The following is an 18,512-nucleotide window of genomic DNA, read 5'->3' as shown; positions in this document are numbered from 1 at the left end:
GGAGCAGCCCTCAGGTCAGCCCGGCGGCGCGAGCACGCTCCACCGCCGGGCCGATCGCCTTCGCGACCGCCTCCACATCGGCCTCCGTGGAGGTGTGGCCGAGGGAGAAGCGCAGGGTGCCGCGGGCCAGGTCCGGATCGGTGCCGGTGGCGAGGAGGACATGGCTGGGCTGGGCGACGCCCGCCGTGCAGGCGGAGCCGGTGGAGCACTCGATGCCCTGGGCGTCCAGCAGGAGCAGCAGGGAGTCGCCCTCGCAGCCCGGGAACGTGAAGTGGGCGTTGGCCGGGAGGCGGTCCACCGGGTCGCCGCCGAGGATCGCGTCCGGGACCGCCGTACGGACGGCGGAGACCAGCTCGTCGCGCAGGGCGCCGATCTCGCGGGCGAACCACTCGCGCTGCTGCGCGGCCAGCCGGCCCGCGACCGCGAAGGAGGCGATCGCGGGGACGTCGAGGGTGCCGGAGCGGACATGGCGTTCCTGGCCGCCGCCGTGCAGGACGGGTACGGGGGTGTACTCGCGGCCCAGCAGCAGGGCGCCGATACCGTACGGGCCGCCGATCTTGTGGCCGGAGACGGTCGCCGCGGCGAGTCCGGAGGCGGCGAAGTCGACCGGGACCTGACCGAAGGCCTGCACCGCGTCGGCGTGCAGCGGGATGCCGAACTCCCCTGCCACATCGGCGAGTTCACGCACCGGCAGGACCGTGCCGATCTCGTTGTTGGCCCACATGACGGTCGCCAGGGCGACGTCGTCGGGGTTGCGGGCGATCGCCTCGCGCAGCACCTCGGGGCTGACCCGGCCGTAGGAGTCGACCGGGAGGTACTCGACGGTGGCGCCCTCGTGCTCGCCCAGCCAGTGGACGGCGTCCAGGACGGCGTGGTGCTCGACGGGGCTGGCCAGGACCCGGGTGCGGGCCGGGTCGGCATCGCGGCGGGACCAGTACAGGCCCTTCACCGCGAGGTTGTCGGCCTCGGTGCCGCCGGAGGTGAACACGACCTCGCTGGGGCGGGCGCCGAGCGCTTCGGCGAGGGTCTCCCGGGCCTCTTCGACCGTACGGCGGGCCTTGCGGCCGGAAGCGTGGAGGGAGGAGGCGTTGCCCGTGATGCTCAGGTGGGCCGTCATCGCCTCGACTGCCTCGGGAAGCATCGGGGTGGTCGCGGCGTGGTCGAGGTATGCCATGGTGACGCCGATTCTACGGGCCCCGGTGCGCACCCCGGAGGGGCGGGCGCCCGACGGGATCCGGCCGGTCCCCTAGAAGCTCCAGGAGACCGTGCTGTCCAGCTGCATGAAGGCGACGAGGACCAGCAGATCGGCGATGCCGAGTCCCAGGCCGAGGAAGGCACGGCCGCGGCGGCCGGTGCCGCGCCACAGTGCCACGCCGGCCAGGGCGATGGCGATCGGGCCGAGGAAGACGTTGAGCACGAGCAGTCCGACGAGGCCGAGGATGAAGGACGCGACGGCCATGCCGTCGGCGTCACGGCGGCCGGTGGGCTTGACGTGGGGGTTGTCGGTGGTGCTGCTGTGTGCCGGTGCGGTGCGTTGCATGGCGGTTCGGCTCCCGAGGATCGGGTGGATGGTGGGTCGGGCGGTCGACTGGCAGCCGCGGACGGTCAGTTGGCGGTCGTACGGCCGCGGCGGCCGTGCCGCTCGCGGAGCGCGAAGATGCCCAGCCAGACGGCGATGACGGTGGCGGCGACGGCGGTGAAGGCGAGCGGCGCGTGGGCCACGGTGCCCACCACGACGCCGAACAGCAGGAGCGCTACGACGAGGAACAGCATGGGATGAATCCCCCTCCGAGTCGGCCGGGACGTCCGGGACGGCTCTCGTTACGTTTCGGTGAACGGTTGTAGTAACACTTGTTCACTGAACTTGAGTCTAGCGCGTCCGGCGACTTTTCAATTACGGAGAACAGTTGTTAACTGGATGACATGAGTCACACCCTCGGCATCCGGCAGGCACAGAAGCAGAAGACCCGACAGGCGTTGCTGGACGCCGCGTTGGGGCTGCTGGAGGAGCAGAGCCTGAGCAGTCTCGGCCTGCGCGAGGTCACCCGGGCCGTGGGCGTCGCCCCGACCGCCTTCTACCGGCACTTCCGTTCCACGGCCGATCTCGGGGTCTCGCTCGTCGAGGAGGCGCTGGGCAGTCTGCATCCGATGATCCGGCAGACGGTGGCCCCGGCGGACAGCGGTCAACGCATCACGCGTGCCGTCGAGTTGATCGCCTCTCACGTGGACACGTATCCGGCGCACGTCCGCTTCATCGCGCGCGAGCGGCACGGCGGGGTGCAGCCGGTGCGGGAGGCCATCCGGGACCAACTCGCCCGGTTCGCCGAGGAGGTGAAGGCCGAGCTCGCCAAGGACCCCGAGTCACGGGGCTGGCGCGACGACGACCTGCTGATGCTGGCCCACCTCTACGTCGACCAGATGCTCATCACGGCCTCGCTCTTCCTGGAGGCGCTGGAGGCACCGGCCGAGGAGCGCGAGCGGGTGGCCCAACTCGCCCAGCAGCAGATGCGGTTGATCAGCGTGGGGCGGCGGCACTGGCTCGGCTGACCACCACACACGCGTGACATACGACAGGGGCGGCACGCCCGGTGTACGAGCGTGCCGCCCCTGTCGTGCGGGGCCGCGGTCAGCCCTGCTGCGGGGCCCCGCTCATCTGGCCGCCGCCCGGGCCGCCGCCGCACCCGCCGCCGGGGCCGCCGCCCTGGCCGCCCTGTCCACCGCCTCCGCCGGGGCCGCCGGTCGGCATGCCGGACGCGTTGCCGGTCGGCATGCCCGTCGGCTTGCCCGAGGCCGCGGCGCCCGTGGGCGCGCCGGAAGGGGCGCCGCTGGGCCGTGCCGTGGCGTTGCCGGTGGGCATGCCGGAGGCGGAACAGGACTGCGTGGAACCGGAGTTGCCGCTGCCGGAGGACGACGACGAGTCGCTCGAACCGCAGGCCGCCAGGGCCAGGGGCGAGAGCGCCAGCAGGGCCACTGCGGGGATGAGACGCGCACGCTTCATGAGAAACAGCTCCAAAAACGATGAGGATGTCTTGTGACGGGAACTCAATCAACGCCGCTTAAGGCTTCGTTGTCGGAGCCCTGTCCCCACCCTGTGCGCGAAGTAAAGGGCAGCCCAAGAGACCACTCTGACCTGGGATTTCACTCTCGGCCCGCGCCTACTCGCTGGTACAGCTCCGTGACAGAAGCGGCCGCCGCGGCCACCTCCGCACGCACCTCCGGCGGTGATACGACCTCCAACGCGTCGGCGAACTGGAGCAGTTGACGCGCTTCACGGACGACGCCGTACGACAGCCGGACCGTCACCCACTCCTTCTCGCCCTCGTCCTCGGGGAGTTCGGCGAGCGAGGAGGCGTTGAGGCGCAGGAACATGTCGAGGCGGGAGCGGCGGACGCGGACGGTGACGTCGAGTCCGCCGGGGCGTTCCTCGACCTGGCGGCGCAACTCCTCCCAGGCATCAGCGAGTTCGACACCCGGGCGGCGCTTCACCGGGTCGGGGAGGAGGGTGGCCGAGTGGACGCGGTTGGCGCGGAAGAGGCGGGGGCGCGCGCGGCGGTCGGCGACGAGGTACCAGACACCGGCCTTGGAGACGAGGCCGTACGGGTCGACGGTGTAGGTGCTGGGCTCCTTCGCGCCGCTGTGCCGGTAACGCAGCCGCAGCCGCCGGTCGGCGAAGACCGCGTCCTGCAACACGTCCAGATCCGCGGCGGGTTGGGGCCCGCCCTTCCACCGCGTGGCGTCGACGAGGATGCGCCGGGAGGTCACCTCGGCGGCCGGCCGGTACGGCGCCGGCAGCGCGGCCATCACCTTGCGCAGCGCGGAACCGAGCGCGGCGTCGAGGCCGAGGGCGGCGTGGGCGCCCTGCGCGGCCAGGATGAACAGGGCGCGCGACTCGTCGGCGGTCAGTCCCGTCACGTCCGTACGGAACCCGGCGAGCAGCTCGATCCCCCCGTGCCGCCCGCGCTCCGCGTACACCGGCACCCCGGAGGCGGACAACGCCTCGACGTCCCGGTAGATGGTGCGCACCGACACCTCCAGCCGGTCGGCGAGTTCATGCGCGGGGACGCGACCCCGGGTCTGCAGAAGCAACAGGATCGAGAGCAGTCGGTCGGCCTTCACACCCCCAGGATCCGCCGCCCGGAAACGCCACGCAAATGTTGACGGAAACTGTCAGGTTATGGATCCACCATCACTGCCATGAACCCCAACGCGAACGACCCCCGCCCCCTGTACACCCGAGCCACCGAGCAGACCGCCGCCCTGATCAGGACGGTACGCCCGGACCAGCTCTCCTCCCCCACCCCCTGCGCGGAGTTCGACGTGCGCACCCTCCTGAGCCACCTCACCGGCGGCACCCACCGCATCGCGACGATCGGCGAGGGCGGCGACGGCATGGCCGTACACCCCTTCGTCGACGGCATCGACGACAAGGGCTGGCCCACGGCCTACGACGAGGCCCGCACCCGGGTCCGCGCCGCCTGGGCGGACGACACCCGCCTGGACGCCCTGGTCCAGGTCCCCTGGGGCGAGGCCCCGGGCCGCATCGCCCTCTCCGGCTACGTCATGGAGAACGTCACCCACGTCTGGGACCTCTCGGAGTCCCTGGGCCACCCCGTCCAACTCGACCCGGAACTGGCCGAGTTCGCCCTCGCCATCGCCCGCCGGGTCCTGCCGGACGAGGAACGGGACGCGGACACGCCCTTCGACACGGCACAGCCGGCGCCCGAAGGGGCCGACGCCTACGGACAGTTGGCGGCCTGGCTCGGGCGCAGGCCGCTCGACTGAACGAGGCGCAGGCCGAGCGGTCGGCCGGGGCGCACCGCCGACCGCACGGCGGAAACCCGGATCACCCGCGCGCCACCACCATCACGACCCACAGCGGCAATTGGCGGCTGGGTCGGGGCGAAGCCGCTCGGCCGAGTCCGGCGCGGGCCAGGTATTCGGCCGCGTCGCACCGTCGGCCACGGGACGGCGGCCACGGATCGAGTACGGCGCCACGGAGATCGCGGTCCGCACCTGAAACCCCGCCGAGTCCCCTGCACCTCGACACAACCGGCACCCGAAGAAGCCACCCCCTGGCGGCAGTTGGCGGCCCAGGTGGGCGACGGCATTCCGACCCCGTCCCCGGAGCCGACCGAGTTCGCCCCCGCCGCCCCCGAAATACCCTTCCCCCGCCCAGAGTTGGCGCCCTCGCCGACCCGAACGCCCCTCAGCCCAGCCTCGCCCGTGCCAACTGCCGTGACTGGGCGACGAGTCGGTCCGCGCTGTCCCAGATCTCCGCGTCCTCCTCCAGGAAGCCGCCGGCCAGGTTGCGGGTGGTGATGGAGACGCGGAGGGGGCCCGGGGCCGGGCGGGCCCGTACGTGGACGGTGAGTTCCACCGTGGGGACCCAGCCCTTCAGGCCGATTTCGAAGGCCGTCGGAGGGAGGGCGTCCACCGCGAGGAGAAGGGACAGCGGGTCGGCGTCGCGACCGTCAGCGAGGCCGAACCAGGAACGCATCTCGCCCTTGCCGGAGGGGGCGCCCAGGGCCCAGCCGAGGGTGGACGGGTCGAGCTTGAGCATCAGGCGGTCGGCGATCGCCGAGCTGCCGGGGACCGGGGCGGGGGCATCCTGCGGACCGAAGCACTGGTCCATGGGCGGGAACACCGGCGGGCGGGCCGTCGTGCGGACGTCGTCCGGGAGGGTGTCCAGGTTGCCGTAGGAGGCCAGGACCCGGATCCGTTCGACCTCCCCGCCCTCTTCGTCGTACTGGAAGAGGGACGCCTGGCCGGTGGACAGCGTGCGGCCGGTGCGGACCGTGTCCGTGCGGATGACCGCCGGGCCCGGCTGGGACGCCGTCAGGTAGTGCGCGGAGATCGTGAACGGGTCGCTGTGCGGGAGCGCGTCCGCCAGCGCTCGGCCGAGGACGGCGAGGAGGTAGCCGCCGTTGACCGCGCTGATGATCGTCCAGCCGGCCGAGAGGTCGATGTCGTAGACGCCCGGGGCGCGGCGCGTGACCGCCGTGTCGCGGTCGAACTCGCTGTCGCCGATGGTGGCCTGTGCGGCCCGCGTGGGCGCCGGGGCGGGTGGTGCTTCTCGCATGGATGAACCGTACAACAGGTAATTACTAAGCGGTAGCTTTGTTGTTGCGGGCATATGAAAACACCAGCGGGTTGTCCGCCGACCGGGTGAGGAACCGGCAATTTCTTGGTAAGTGTCCGAACTCGTCCGTGACCCGCGGCCCGTGATCCCCCTCTTTGGGGACATGAGCCTCACCGGGACTCCGTTCCTCTACACCGCCGTCGTGCTGACGATCGTCGCCCTCATACTGCCGCTCGTGCTGTGGTCGCGGATGCGCGGCCCCAAGGCCGTTCGCGTGGCGGCACGGGCCCTGATGCTGCTGTTCGCCCAGGCGACGGCCGTCACCCTGGTCTTCGTCATGGTGAACAACCAGAACAACCTCTACGACAACTGGGCCGACCTCCTCGGCACCGGCAACCACGTCCAGCAGGCCGCCAACCTCGGCAAGAACGGCACCGGGAACATCTCGCTGAACAAGCTGCCCAAGGTCAAGCAGGACTTCTCCCCGGCCACCGGTCCCGGCATGAGCTCCGCGGGACAGGTGGAGGTCACCCAGCTCAAGGGCCGGGTGTCGGGCGTGAACGCCGAGGTCTACGTCTGGACCCCGCCGCAGTACAAGGAAGCGGCCTACCGCCACAAGAAGTTCCCCGTCGTGGAACTGCTGCCGGGCTGGCCGGGCTCCGCCAAGGCCTGGTTCGGGTCGATGCACGTGACCCAGCAGCTGGAGCCGCTGATGAGGAGCGGGCGGGTCGCGCCCTTCATCCTGGTCGCGCCGCGCTACAACCTGCTGGCCGGCGTGGACACCGGGTGTGCCAACATCCCCGGCACGGTCAACGCCGACACCTGGCTCAGCGTCGACGTGCCGAAGATGGTCACGGACAACTTCCGTGCCCAGCCGGCGCCCAAGGGCTGGGGGGTCGCCGGTTACTCGGCCGGCGCGCACTGCGCGGTCAAGCTCGCCGTCGCCCACCCCGACCGCTACCAGGCCGCGGTGAGCATGTCCGGCTACAACGACCCGATCGGCGAACGCAATTCGCTGGCCGCGCAGAGCGTGGCCCTGCGGGAGGCGAACAACCCCTACCTGCTGCTCAGGAACGCGGCCACGCCGCCGCCGATCGCGATGTACCTGTCCGGCGAGTCCGGCGACGGCTACCAGGCGGGCGTGGCCCTCGAACAGATCGCGAAGGCGCCGACGAGCGTGCACGTGGTGTTCCTGCCGCGCAGCGACGGCGGGCACACCATGGCGCTGTGGCGACCCCAGGTGAAGACGGTGTTCCGCTGGCTGACCCTGGAACTGGGCCAGAACCACCCCAGGATCACGAAGTCCGCGTCGGATCCTCTCGGGCGTTCGACCGGCGGTTCCAAGCCCGCGGAGCTCGCCAGTGGAACCGCATCGCGAGCAGGCGCAACACGAAGGCGGTGACGACCGCGAGCCCGCTGGTGAACGGGCCGAGGGCGTCGTAGCGGATGCAGACGGCGACCATGGTGGCGCCGACGATGGCGGGGACCGCGTACAGGTCGCGGTCCCAACGGAGCAGGGAGGGAGTCTCGTTGGCCAGCACGTCCCGCAGCACACCGCCGCCGACGGCGGACCCGAGACCGAGGGCCACCGAGGCGGTCAGGCCGAGCCCGTAGTCGTACGCCTTCACCGTGCCGGTGACACAGAACAGGCCGAGGCCGGCCGCGTCGAAGACGTTGACGCCGGCCTGGATGCGCTCCACGTGCGGATGGAGGAAGAACACGAGGAGCGCGGCGAAGAGCGGGGTGCTGAAGTAGCCCAGGTCCGTGAAGGCGGCCGGGGGTACGGCCCCGATGATGAGGTCCCGGAAGACCCCTCCGCCCAGCGCGGTGACCTCGGCGAGCACGGCGATGCCGAACACGTCGAAGTTCTTGCGGACGGCCAGCAGCGCGCCGGAGATGGCGAACACGAAGATGCCGACGAGGTCGAGCGTGTGCTGGACGGAGGGGCTGAACAGTTGCTGAAGCACCCCACATTCTTACCTACAGAAGGGTGCCTCCCTTTCAAAGCAAGGGTTACAGGGTCGGTTTCCCTGGCGTGAACAGCCAGGTCTGGAACAGGTCGTCGAGCTGTTGCCCGCTGATCTTCTCGGCGAGCTTGATGAAGCCGGCGGTGTCGCCGTTGCCGTAGCGGTGGAGCTTGGTCCAGGCGGGGAGCAGCTTGAAGAACGCGGTGTCGCCGATGCGTTCGCGGAGCATCTGGAGGGTCATCGCGCCGCGCTGGTAGACGGCCGAGGCGAACATGGTGTCCCGCTGCGGATCCGCCACGACGGTCTGCCAGAAGGCGTTGTCGGCGGGGCGGGAGTTGTAGCCGGCCAGGAACGAGTCGTGCGCGGTGCGGGTGCCCTGGTGCTCGGCCCACAGCCACTGGGCGTAGGTCGCGAAGCCCTCGTTGAGCCAGATGTCCTTCCAGTGCGCGACCGACACGGAGTCGCCGAACCACTGGTGGGCCAGCTCGTGCACGATCGTCGTCTCGTTGCGCACGGCCGAGTAGGCGGGCTTGCTCTGCACCTCCAGCGAGAACCCGGCCTCCGGCATGTCGTCGACGATCGCGCCGGTCTCCTCGAAGGGGTACGGCCCGAAGAGCTGCGACCAGTAGTCGGTGGCGGCGGCCGTCACGGCGTACACGTCGACGCTGTTGCTGTTGGCGAGGACGGGGTCGATGGCGACGTAGATCGGGATGCCGCCGGGCGTCCTGCCGGTCTTGACGTCGAACTTCCCGATGGTGGCGGTCGCGAGATAGGTCGCCATGGGCTTGCTCTCGCGCCAGTGGGTGTACGTCGAGTCGCCCTTGTCGTACGTCGAGACGAGCCGGCCGTTGGAGACTCCGGTCAGGCCCTTGGGGGCCTTGATGCGGATGTCGTAGGTGGCCTTGTCGGAGGGGTGGTCGCTGGACGGGAACCAGGTGGAGGCGGCGTTGGGTTCGCAGGCGACGAAGACTCCGTCGGGGGTCTTCATCCAGCCGTAGTCGGAGCCGAACACGATGGGGCCGTTGAGGGGTTCGGGGACACCGCCGTAGGTGACGGCGACCGTGAAGTCCCTGCCCTTGCGGAGGAAGTCCCTCGGGGTGATGCGCAGTTCGTCGCCGGTGCGGGTGAACTGGGCCCGTCTTCCGTTCACTTGGACCTTGGTGACCTCCAGCTTCTGGAGGTCCAGGTCGAAGGAGGAGAGGTTCTGGGTGGCGCGGGCGGTGAGTGTCGTACGGCCGTCGAGGCGGTCGGTGTCCGGGTTGTAGGCGACGTCGAGGGCGTAGTGCCGGGCGTCGAAGCCGCCGTTGCCGAGCTGGGGGAAGTAGGGGTCACCGATGCCGTCGGCGCCGGGGGTGGGGGCGGAGGAGGCGGCGATGACAAGAAAAGAGGCCGCCGCTGTCGCGAGGGCCCCCAGACGTGCCGAACGGGAGAGTGCCATGAGTCGTCCCTTTCGGGTGCGTTTCCGATCAGACGGACGCGCTCGACTCTGCACTCTCCCGTTTCGACATGAACATGACTTTACCAACTCGTCATGTGCTACTTGGCAGTTGACTCCTGATCGCCGGATTCCGCTTCGGGGGAAGCGGGGGCCGGGGTTTCGGGGGTCTTCGCCTCGGAGGTGACCGGGGCTTCGGGGGTCTCCGGGGAGGAGGTGGCCGGGGTTTCGGCGACGGGCTGGTCAGCCGCGGTCTCCGCCGGCTCCGCCGACTCGGCATCGGCGGCCTCGGGTGCCTCCGCCGCAGCTTCCTCGGCGTCCGCCGGAGATTCGGCGGCAGCCGTGGATCCGGCGGCAGCAGGCTCCGCGGTGACAGCCGTTGCCGGCGCCGAAGGCTTCTCGGTCACGGCGGGCGTAGCCGCGTCCGCCGCCTCGGTCACGGCAGCGACCTCGGCCGCCTCGACTTCGGCGTCCGGCTTGCTCTCGGCATCCGCCTTGGCCTCGGCATCCGCCGCGATCTCGGCTTCTGGCTTGGCCTCAGCTCCCGGCTTGGCCTCGGCTCCCGCCGCAACCTCAGCCTCAGCCGTGGCCTCAGCTTCCGACTCGACCTCAGCTTCCGGCTTGGCCTCGGCAACCGCCGCAACCTCAGCCTCAGCCGTGGCCTCAGCTTCCGACTCGACCTCAGCTTCCGGCTTGGCCTCGGCAACCGCCGCGACCTCGGCTTCCGGCTTGGCCTCGGCTCCCGCCGCAACCTCAGCTTCCGGCTTGGCCTCGGCAGCCGCCGCGATCTCGGCTTCCGGCTTGGCTCCCGTCTCAGCCTCCGCCTCCGCCGACTTCTCCAGGACTGCCGCGCCCACCAACTCCACCGCTTCCTTCGCGGCGCTCAGCAGGACCGTGTCCTGCGGGGCCTGGTCCGCGAAGTTCTCCGGGTGGTGGCAGGCGACCTGCTGGCCGGGCCGGAGCTCGATCAGCTGGGGCTCCGCCGTCCGGCAGATCTCCGTGGCCTTCCAGCAGCGCGTGTGGAAACGGCAGCCGCTGGGCGGGGAGATCGGCGAGGGGACGTCGCCCTTGAGCAGGATGCGCTCGCTCTTGGCACCCCGGCGCTTGGGGTCCGGCACCGGCACGGCCGACATCAGGGCCTTGGTGTACGGGTGCATCGGCGACTCGTACAGCTTGGTGCTGTCGGCGAGTTCGACGATCTTGCCGAGGTACATCACCGCGACCCGGTCCGAGACATGGCGGACGACGGAGAGGTCGTGCGCGATGATCACGTACGTCAGGCCGAGCTCCGTCTGGAGGTCGTCCATGAGGTTGACGACCTGCGCCTGGATCGACACGTCGAGCGCCGAGACCGGCTCGTCCGCCACCACGAGCTTGGGCTTGAGGGCGAGCGCGCGGGCGATGCCGATGCGCTGGCGCTGGCCGCCGGAGAACTCGTGCGGGTAGCGGTTGAAGTGCTCGGGGCTCAGACCCACCAGCTCCAGCAGGCGCTGGACCTCCTTGCGCACCCCGCCCTCGGGCTCCACGCCCTGGAGCCGGAACGGCGCCGAGACGATCGAGCCGATGGTGTGCCGGGGGTTCAGGGAGCCGTACGGGTCCTGGAAGATCATCTGGATGTCCCGGCGCAGCGGGCGCATGCCGGCCGCGTTCAGGGTCGTGATGTCCTGGCCCTCGAAGTGGATCGAGCCGCCCGTCGGGTCCTGGAGCCGGGTGATGACCCGGCCCATGGTCGACTTGCCGCAGCCCGACTCCCCGACGACGCCCAGGGTCTCGCCCTTGCGCACCTCGAAGTCGATGCCGTCGACGGCCTTCACCGCGGCGACCTGGCGCTGCAGGATCCCCTTCTTGATGGGGAAGTGCTTCTTCAGGCCCTCGACCTTGAGCAGCACCTCACGGTCCCCCGAGGAGGCCGCCTGCTCCGGTACGACCGCGGTGGCGGCCTGTTTGTTCGTATCGCTCACAGCTTCGGCGCAATCTCTTCGGTCCAGATCCGCGTACGGTCCTCAGCCGGGAGGTGACAGGCGGACCAGTGCCCGCCGGGAACCAGCTCCAGCTCGGGGCGCACGGTTCGCGTGACGTCGCCCTTGGGGATGTCCGCGTACGGGCAGCGCGGGTGGAAGGCGCAGCCCGAGGGGACGTTGATGAGGCTCGGCGGCTGGCCCTTGACCGGGATGAGCCGCTCCGAGGTCTCCCGGTCGATGCGCGGCATCGAGCCCAACAGGCCCCAGGTGTACGGGTGTTGCGGCTTCTCGAAGATCTCGTCGACGGGACCGCGCTCCACGCACCGGCCGCCGTACATGACCAGGACGTCGTCGGCGATCTCGGCGACGACACCGAGGTCGTGGGTGATCAGGACGACCGCGGAGCCGAACTCCTTCTGCAGATCCCGGATGAGGTCGAGGATCTGCGCCTGGACGGTGACGTCCAGGGCGGTCGTCGGCTCGTCCGCGATGAGCAGTTCGGGGTTGTTGACCAGGGCCATCGCGATCATCGCGCGCTGGCGCATACCGCCGGAGAACTCGTGCGGGTAGCCGTCGACACGCTTGGCCGGCTCGGGGATGCCGACCCGGTCGAGCATCTCGATCGCGCGGGTGCGGGCGACCTTCTTGCTGACGTCGTTGTGCACCCGGTACGCCTCGACGATCTGGTCGCCGATCTTGTAGTACGGGTGCATCGCGGACAGCGGGTCCTGGAAGATCATGGACATCTGCTGGCCGCGGAGCTTGCGCACGTCGTCCGGCGAGGCGTTGACCAGCTCCTGGCCGTCGAGCCAGATCTCGCCGGTCATCCGCACGTTCTTGCCGCGCGGGCCGAGCCGGTGCAGGCCCATGATCGCCAGCGAGGTGACGGACTTGCCGGAGCCCGACTCGCCCACGATGGAGAGGGTCTTGCCCTTCTCCAGCGAGAAGCTGAGCCCGTCGACGGACTTGACCACGCCGTCGTCGGTCGGGAAGTGCACCTTGAGGTCGCGGACTTCGAGGAAGGAACTCGGGGCGGCCGACGGCGAGTTGACGGGCTCGCCGACCGCGGCGCCGGTTTTGGAAAGGTCGGTCACGAGAGCCTCACCCGCGGGTCGGCGGCGGCGTAGAGAAGGTCCACCAGGAGATTTGCGATCACTACGAAGAACGCTGCGAGCAGGGTCACGCCGAGGATCGGGGGCAGGTCGTTGCTCTCGATCGACTGCACCGCGTACTGGCCGATGCCGTGCAGGGAGAACACCGACTCGGTGATCAGAGCGCCGCCGAGCAGCAGACCGAGGTCCATGCCGAAGACGGTGATGATCGGCGTCAGGGCGGCCCGCAGACCGTGCTTGACGACGACGTTGCGTTCCCGCAGGCCCTTGGCGCGGGCCGTGCGGATGAAGTCCTCGTTCATCGTCTCCAGCATGCCCGAGCGGGTGAGCCGCGCGTAGATGGCGGAGTAGAGGAGCGCGAGCGAACACCACGCCGGGAACAGCGTGTTGGCCCACTGCGCGGGGTTCTCGGTGAACGGGACGTAGGTGCGGCCGAAGATCGGCCACTGGTACGTGAAGAGCAGGATGGCCAGGTTGCCCGTGAAGAACATGGGCAGCGAGACACCCGCGAGCGCCACGCCCATGAAGGCGCGGTCGAAGAACGACCGCGGCTTGAGCGCGGAGATCACACCGACCGTGACACCGGACAGCAGCCAGAGCACGGCGGCGCCGGAGGCCAGCGAGATGGTGACCGGAAGGCGGGAGGTGAGCTGCGGCCAGACCTCGACGTGGTCCTTGAAGGAGTAGCCGAAGCAGGGCGCGTCGCAGTGCACGGTGGTGGGGCCGAGGTTGTAGGTGGCGCCCGCCACGATCCCCTTGATGAAGTGCCAGTACTGCAGGTAAAGGGGCTGGTCCAGACCGAGGTTGTGCTTGACCGCGGCGATGTCCGCCGCGGACGGGCTCTTCCCGATGTACTGCTGGGCCAGCTGGTCCGCGGTCTGGCCGGCGAGCCGTGGCAGCAGGAAGAAGATGCCGAAGGTGACCGCGGAGACGACCAGCAGCAGGATCACCGCTGCGACCGTCCGACGGAGAATGTACGAGATCACGGGGATCGGCGCTGGTGCCCGCGGGCCGCAAAGCCCGCGGGCACCAATGCCTTCACCTGCCTTCCGGGGCTACGACTACTTCGTGGTGCCGATGTTGAGGTAGTCGTACTGGCCGCTGAAGGCCGCCGTCGACACCAGGTTGCTGTAGTTCGCCGGACGGGCCAGCAGGACCTTGAAGTAGGTCAGCGGAACGAGGGCCGCGTCGCTCATGGTCTGCTTGTCGATCTGGGCGTACATGCTGTTGCGGGTCGCGACGTCCTCGGTGCCGATGGCCTTGGCGAGGAGGTTGTTGACCGTCTTGTTGTCGTACTGCGACAGGTTGGTGTTGCCCGAGGCACCGATCGCCTCACCGTTCAGGATCTGCTGCTCGAAGCCGTAGCCGGAGGGCCAGTCGGCACCCCACTGCATCATGATCAGGCCGATGTTCTGCTGCTCGGTGAACTTCGGGACACCCGCGTAGTCGGTGAAGTACTTGCCCGACGGGTACTGCTTCAGGCTGGCGTTGATGCCGACGGCCTTCAGCGAGTTGATGATCGCGGTGGCCGCGGAGATCTCCTGCGGACGGTCGCTGCGGGCCGACAGGTTCGTCGAGATCGACGTCTTGCCACAGGCCTTCAGCTGCTCCTTGGCCTTGGCGACGTCACCCTTGTTGCCGGTGGTGGCGTACTGGTCGGCCTTCTCGTAGCCGGTGATGTCCGGCGGCAGGACGGTGCTGGCGATCTCACCGCGGATCGGGCCGCCCTCGGCGGTCTGCACGGAGACCTTGTCGATGGCGTACTCGACGGCCTTGCGGCAGGCCACGTTGTCGAACGGCTTCACCTTGGTGTTGATCGCCATGTAGACGAGACGGCCACCGAAGGTGTTGTCCGTGCCGGCCTTCTTGTCGGCCGAGGTCAGCAGCTGCGCCTGGGTCGCGGCCTGGACACCCGTACCGCCCATGTCGATCGCGTCGCCCGCGAGGACGTCCTTGTCGATCGTGTCGGCGTTGACCTTCAGGTTCACGACGATCTTGTCCGGGTACTGCTTGCGCAGCGGGTCCGTCGCCGCGTTCCAGTTCTTGTTGCGCACGAGGACGGCCTGCTTGCCGTCCTGGTAGCTCTGGAACTGGTACGAGCCGGAGGACACGATGTTCTTGACGTAGTCGACGCCGGTGTCCTTCGCCTGCGGCACCGGAGCCGTCTGCGGCGCCGCGACCAGGTAGTCGAACTCCTGGAAGGCCGTGTTCAGGTGGAAGACGATCGTGGTGTCGTCGGGCGTCGCGATGGACTTGAGGCCCTCGGCGCTCTTGTCCTTGTACGGGCCCTTGTAGTCCTTGCCGCCGACCAGGAACTGCTGGAAGTAGTTCGGGCCGAGGGAGAGCACGTCACGCGCGAAGTTCGAACGCTCCACGGCGTACTTGACGTCCTTGGACGTGATCGCCGTGCCGTCCTGGTACTTCAGGCCCGAACGCAGCTTGTACGTCCAGGTCTTGCCGCCGTCGCTGGAGACACCCTTGCTCGCGGCGAGGTCCGGGACCAGGGTGTTCCCCTTGGAACCGGGGCCGGGCTCGAACGTCATCAGCGGACGGGCGTACAGCCGGCTGAAGTTGTACATGTACGCGTAGTACGTGTTGCCCGGGTCGAACGAGTCCGGAACGTCGGACAGTTCGTAGGTGACCGTCCCGCCCTTGTGGGTAGAGGCGTTGACGACGTCCTTGGTCGCTGCGTTGGCCCCAGCCGCCTTGGTACCACCGTTGTCACTCTTACTGTCATCGGCCTTGCTGCAACCTGCCATGAGCAGTGTCGCGGAGCCGATGGCCGCAACTGCGGCCAGCGCTGACCTTCGCATGATGGTCTGCTTCCTCCATTGTCGGAAACTTGATGGACTCTCGGGTGCGGGCCCTAGCGGCTGCGGGGGTCGAGAGCGTCGCGGAGACCGTCGCCCAGCAGGTTGAACGCCAGGACGGTCACGAAGATGGCGAGGCCGGGCACGATCATGTACGCGGGGTCGACCTCGTAATAGGTGACCGCGTCCCGCAGCATGCCGCCCCAGGATGCCTGCGGGGGCTGGATACCGACCCCGAGGAAGCTGAGGGACGCCTCGAAGAGGATGTTCGTCGGGATGAGCAGCGTCGAGTAGACGATGATCGGGCCGACCAGGTTGGGCAGCAGCTCCCGGAAGAGGATGTACGGCGCCTTGGCGCCCATGCCCCGGGAGGCGTCCACGAACTCGCGCTCGCGCAGGGCGAGGGTCTGGCCGCGGACGATCCGGCCCAGGTAGGGCCAGTTGAAGAAGCCGATGACGAAGATCAGCACGCTCAGGTGCAGCGGCAGGCCGTTGAGGCCGAAGGCACCGCCCTGCAGGGTCGCCGAGATGGCGATCGCGAAGAGCAGCAGGGGGAAGGCGAGGAAGGTGTCCATCAGACGGCTGATGATCGAGTCGACCCGGCCGCCGTAGTACCCCGCGACGACGCCGAGGATGGTGCCGATCACGTTCGACAGGATCGTGGCGCCGAAGGCCACCACCAGCGACACCCAGGAGCCCTCGAGGATGCGGGTGGCGACGTCCCGGCCGAACTGCGGGTCCACACCGAGCGGGTGGTCCCAGCTCATGCCGCCCCAACCGCCCTTGGGCAGCGAGGTGTTGGCGTCGATCAGGTTCTGGTGGAAGGCGTCGGGATCCAGCCCGAACACCGACTGGATCGGACGGGAGAGTGCCGCGACCAGGATCAGCAGGACGACGATGACACCGCCGGCGACGGCGACTCTGTCCTTCTTGAACCGGGTCCAGGCGATCTGTCCAAGGGAACGGCCCTCGATCTGCCCCTTCTCGGCGCCGGCGAGCACAGCCTCCGGCTGCGCCCCGGCTTCCGCCCCCGTGGTCTCGATCGGTGCGGTCACTGTGACCCGACCCCTCTCGCCGGTGGTTACCGGCTTACGCCTGCCGCGGATTAGCGGCTTTGTCGACTTGCAGTGGACATGGGTCCCTGGACCCTGTGTCTGAGTCGCGAGTCTTCAGCGTGGCTGCGATCACCCGCCAGGTCTGACGGCGAAAGTATGCGCAACCGTGATGCTTAACTAGGGATTCCGTTATCCGAACAGTGGGTAACGCACCCCGGACGCCGGACACTTGGGACAGAACAGAGATTCGGCGTCTTTCGGGGCACCACACCGCCGTCTACGCGCGAAGAAATGTGTCGTAGACGTAAATCCTGCGGAGAAGCTGGGAAGAGGACTCGCGGGTTCAGTATCCACCACGGACGGGTGGGTATCCGTACCCGCCCGCCTGAGCGGGTGCCGCGTGGGCCTCACGGTCGTAGAACGGGCGGGCGTTCGCCCGCAGCCAGAGCGCGACGGGGTCGTACTCGTCGGACATCGCCACGGTCGACACCGGCAGCCCGTCGGGGACCGCGCCGATCGACTGCTGCATCATGCCGCGCACCGAGTCCACGGCGGGCGGGCTGGTGTCGTAGACGTCCAGACCGATCGCGAGATACGGCGCTCCGAGGGCGGGCTGCACCCAGGCGCGGCGCAGGGCGCGGACCGCCGGGGTGCGGTGGGCGTTGTGCGTGAGGAGGGCGTAGAACTGCGGGATCTCGATACCCGGCTCCGACAGGCGCAGGGGCCCTGCGGGCTGGCGTTCCAGGCCGGTGGCGATGCGGCGAAGGTCGAGCCAGGGGATGCCGACGCCGCCGCCCGGCGCGTGCGGGTTGAGCCAGAGGCCGAAGTGGTCGGGGTAGAGGGTGCGGGCCACGTCGAGGCCGTCGACCACCTCGTAGGAGCGGTTCCAGCCGCTCGCCGACAGTTCCTGGGCGGAGGTGACGCAGGGGGCGTAGCCGTACTTGTCGACCTGCATGTTTCCGTACTGGGCGTCCGGGGAGCCGGACTGGCCGTGCCACAGGAGCATCCAGATCTGACCGGAGTGGGGGGTCGCGAGGGCGCGGAGGAGTGCCTCGTAGGCGTCGTAGCGCCCGGGCGTCACCTGGCGCAGCATGTGCTCGACCTGGCCGGTCGCGGTGCCGCTGGCGCTCACGTGTCCGCTCCTTTTTGTAGGTGCCCTGCGTTGGGGAACAGCTTAAGCGCCCAAGGGGTGGGGGCCTGGGGTGCGTTCGCGAGTGCCGGTCGAGTGTGGCTGGTCGCGCCGTTCCCCGCGCCCCTGGGGTGGTTGCCCTTCTCGGTACTTCTAGTGACCCTGCGTATAGAAGGGGCGTACCGTCTGGCGCATCCAGTCCGCCACCGGGTCTTGGGTTACGTCCAGGAGGACCAGGTTGACCTGCCACTGGACCGTTACCTGACCCAGGGCTCGGGCAAGCGCTTCCATCGGGGCCGCTCTCAAGTCGCCGTCCCAGTTGGTGAGTTCTACGCCTACGAACATGACCGGGGCGGCCGTCTCGATCGAGGCCAGGCAGCGGCGGGCCGAGCCGACCACGCCGATCGCGGCGAACTCGGCGGAGGCCGCGGCGAGGAAGTCGACCGGGTCGTCCTGCCAGTCGGGTTCGAAGAGGCGGACCCGGCCGCCGCTGGTGGGGCCGTCGAGGGCGGTGCGGCCGATGCGGCACAGCTCGGCGACGGCGAGCGGCGGGAGCGGGACGCCGACCATGCCGCCCGGGTTCACCGCGATGCCGACCTGCGGGGGCAGCCCGCGCGCGAACTCCACCGCCGGCGCGATCGTGAAGGAGAGATGCGAACCGACCACCTGGCGGAACTGCTCCTCGGAGCTGAAGACCGGGACGTACGCCTGCCCCTCGATGTCCAGTGTCGGCAGGTCCAGGGGACCGCTCTGCGGGCCGCCGCCGCTGGGGAGCGGGACCCAGACGAAGCTGCGGCCGAGCACCTCGACGATCCGGCCGCCGGCCGAGGGCATGCCGAGGGACACCGAGAGCACCTCCTCCAGCTCGTTGCCCGGCCATCCGCCGTGCGGATGCGGGTGGGGGTACGCCTGACCGGGGAAGTCCGCCGGGAAGTCCATCTACCTACCGCCTGCTGGTGAAACC

General features: G+C 69.4%; 17 protein-coding genes and 1 pseudogene. 3 read left to right on the top strand and 15 right to left on the bottom strand.

Annotated elements, in window-relative coordinates; genetic code table 11:
- Positions 1–10 precede the first annotated feature (10 nt).
- The 3 genes from R2B38_RS29700 to R2B38_RS29690 form a co-directional block, all read right to left on the bottom strand.
- The gene (locus R2B38_RS29700) at positions 11–1,174 is read right to left on the bottom strand and encodes a cysteine desulfurase family protein (RefSeq protein ID WP_318018969.1); all 1,164 of its coding nucleotides are present in this window, start codon (positions 1,172–1,174) and stop codon (positions 11–13) included.
- Positions 1,175–1,246: 72 nt separating this feature from the next.
- A complete protein-coding gene (locus R2B38_RS29695) occupies positions 1,247–1,540 on the bottom strand; it encodes a DUF4190 domain-containing protein (RefSeq protein ID WP_318018968.1) in 294 nt (97 codons plus the stop codon).
- A 65-nt stretch (positions 1,541–1,605) separates the two neighbouring features.
- A complete protein-coding gene (locus R2B38_RS29690; RefSeq protein WP_019058547.1) occupies positions 1,606–1,773 on the bottom strand; it encodes a hypothetical protein in 168 nt (55 codons plus the stop codon).
- Positions 1,774–1,923: 150 nt separating this feature from the next.
- On the opposite strand from R2B38_RS29690, the gene R2B38_RS29685 reads away from it, so the two are divergent.
- Positions 1,924–2,547 carry a TetR family transcriptional regulator gene (locus tag R2B38_RS29685; RefSeq protein ID WP_318018967.1) on the top strand — a complete coding sequence of 208 codons (624 nt, stop codon included), beginning with the start codon at positions 1,924–1,926 and terminating at the stop codon, positions 2,545–2,547.
- A gap of 79 nt (positions 2,548–2,626) precedes the next feature.
- On the opposite strand, the gene R2B38_RS29680 is transcribed toward R2B38_RS29685, so the two are convergent.
- Both R2B38_RS29680 and R2B38_RS29675 read right to left on the bottom strand, forming a co-directional pair.
- The gene (locus tag R2B38_RS29680) at positions 2,627–2,998 is read right to left on the bottom strand and encodes a hypothetical protein (RefSeq protein WP_318018966.1); all 372 of its coding nucleotides are present in this window, start codon (positions 2,996–2,998) and stop codon (positions 2,627–2,629) included.
- Between the two features lie 140 nt (positions 2,999–3,138).
- Positions 3,139–4,116, bottom strand: a complete 978-nt coding sequence (locus tag R2B38_RS29675; RefSeq protein ID WP_318018965.1) for a YafY family protein — start codon at positions 4,114–4,116, stop codon at positions 3,139–3,141.
- Between the two features lie 78 nt (positions 4,117–4,194).
- Here R2B38_RS29675 and R2B38_RS29670 point away from each other — a divergent pair, with 78 nt between their 5' ends.
- Complete coding sequence (locus tag R2B38_RS29670) at positions 4,195–4,782, top strand: TIGR03086 family metal-binding protein (protein ID WP_318018964.1); 588 nt, start codon at positions 4,195–4,197, stop codon at positions 4,780–4,782.
- Positions 4,783–5,206: 424 nt separating this feature from the next.
- Here R2B38_RS29670 and R2B38_RS29665 read toward each other — a convergent pair whose 3' ends face one another.
- Positions 5,207–6,079 (bottom strand): thioesterase family protein, encoded by an 873-nt coding sequence (locus R2B38_RS29665; protein WP_318018963.1) that lies wholly within the window; start codon positions 6,077–6,079, stop codon positions 5,207–5,209.
- Positions 6,080–6,242: 163 nt separating this feature from the next.
- Here R2B38_RS29665 and R2B38_RS29660 point away from each other — a divergent pair, with 163 nt between their 5' ends.
- Positions 6,243–7,481 carry an alpha/beta hydrolase gene (locus R2B38_RS29660; RefSeq protein ID WP_318018962.1) on the top strand — a complete coding sequence of 413 codons (1,239 nt, stop codon included), beginning with the start codon at positions 6,243–6,245 and terminating at the stop codon, positions 7,479–7,481.
- On the opposite strand, the gene R2B38_RS29655 is transcribed toward R2B38_RS29660, so the two are convergent.
- From R2B38_RS29655 to R2B38_RS29615, 9 genes and pseudogenes are all read right to left on the bottom strand, one after another.
- Positions 7,375–8,046 carry a trimeric intracellular cation channel family protein gene (locus tag R2B38_RS29655; RefSeq protein WP_318018961.1) on the bottom strand — a complete coding sequence of 224 codons (672 nt, stop codon included), beginning with the start codon at positions 8,044–8,046 and terminating at the stop codon, positions 7,375–7,377. The two genes, R2B38_RS29660 and R2B38_RS29655, sit on opposite strands and share 107 nt — an antisense overlap.
- 46 nt (positions 8,047–8,092) lie before the next feature.
- The gene (locus R2B38_RS29650; protein WP_318018960.1) at positions 8,093–9,484 is read right to left on the bottom strand and encodes a M1 family metallopeptidase; all 1,392 of its coding nucleotides are present in this window, start codon (positions 9,482–9,484) and stop codon (positions 8,093–8,095) included.
- Between the two features lie 766 nt (positions 9,485–10,250).
- Positions 10,251–11,442: pseudogene (locus R2B38_RS29645) on the bottom strand (ABC transporter ATP-binding protein); the annotation flags it as partial.
- Positions 11,439–12,536, bottom strand: a complete 1,098-nt coding sequence (locus R2B38_RS29640) for an ABC transporter ATP-binding protein (RefSeq protein WP_318018959.1) — start codon at positions 12,534–12,536, stop codon at positions 11,439–11,441. The pseudogene R2B38_RS29645 and the gene R2B38_RS29640, both read right to left, overlap by 4 nt.
- Complete coding sequence (locus R2B38_RS29635) at positions 12,533–13,540, bottom strand: ABC transporter permease (RefSeq protein ID WP_033282771.1); 1,008 nt, start codon at positions 13,538–13,540, stop codon at positions 12,533–12,535. Before R2B38_RS29635 ends, R2B38_RS29640 begins: the two co-directional genes overlap by 4 nt.
- Before the next feature lie 75 nt (positions 13,541–13,615).
- Entirely contained in the window at positions 13,616–15,367 is a 1,752-nt protein-coding gene (locus R2B38_RS29630; protein ID WP_318018958.1) for an ABC transporter substrate-binding protein, read from the bottom strand.
- A 53-nt stretch (positions 15,368–15,420) separates the two neighbouring features.
- Positions 15,421–16,419 carry an ABC transporter permease gene (locus R2B38_RS29625; protein ID WP_033282773.1) on the bottom strand — a complete coding sequence of 333 codons (999 nt, stop codon included), beginning with the start codon at positions 16,417–16,419 and terminating at the stop codon, positions 15,421–15,423.
- A gap of 343 nt (positions 16,420–16,762) precedes the next feature.
- Entirely contained in the window at positions 16,763–17,551 is a 789-nt protein-coding gene (locus tag R2B38_RS29620; protein ID WP_318018957.1) for an enhanced serine sensitivity protein SseB C-terminal domain-containing protein, read from the bottom strand.
- A gap of 150 nt (positions 17,552–17,701) precedes the next feature.
- Positions 17,702–18,487 carry an enhanced serine sensitivity protein SseB gene (locus tag R2B38_RS29615; protein WP_033282775.1) on the bottom strand — a complete coding sequence of 262 codons (786 nt, stop codon included), beginning with the start codon at positions 18,485–18,487 and terminating at the stop codon, positions 17,702–17,704.
- Positions 18,488–18,512 lie beyond the last annotated feature (25 nt).

This window comes from Streptomyces sp. N50 (assembly GCF_033335955.1).
In the GTDB taxonomy this organism is placed as follows: Bacteria; Actinomycetota; Actinomycetes; order Streptomycetales; family Streptomycetaceae; genus Streptomyces.
The sequence above is the reverse complement of the archived record's forward strand: the minus strand, read 5'-3'. Positions and strand labels throughout refer to the sequence as shown.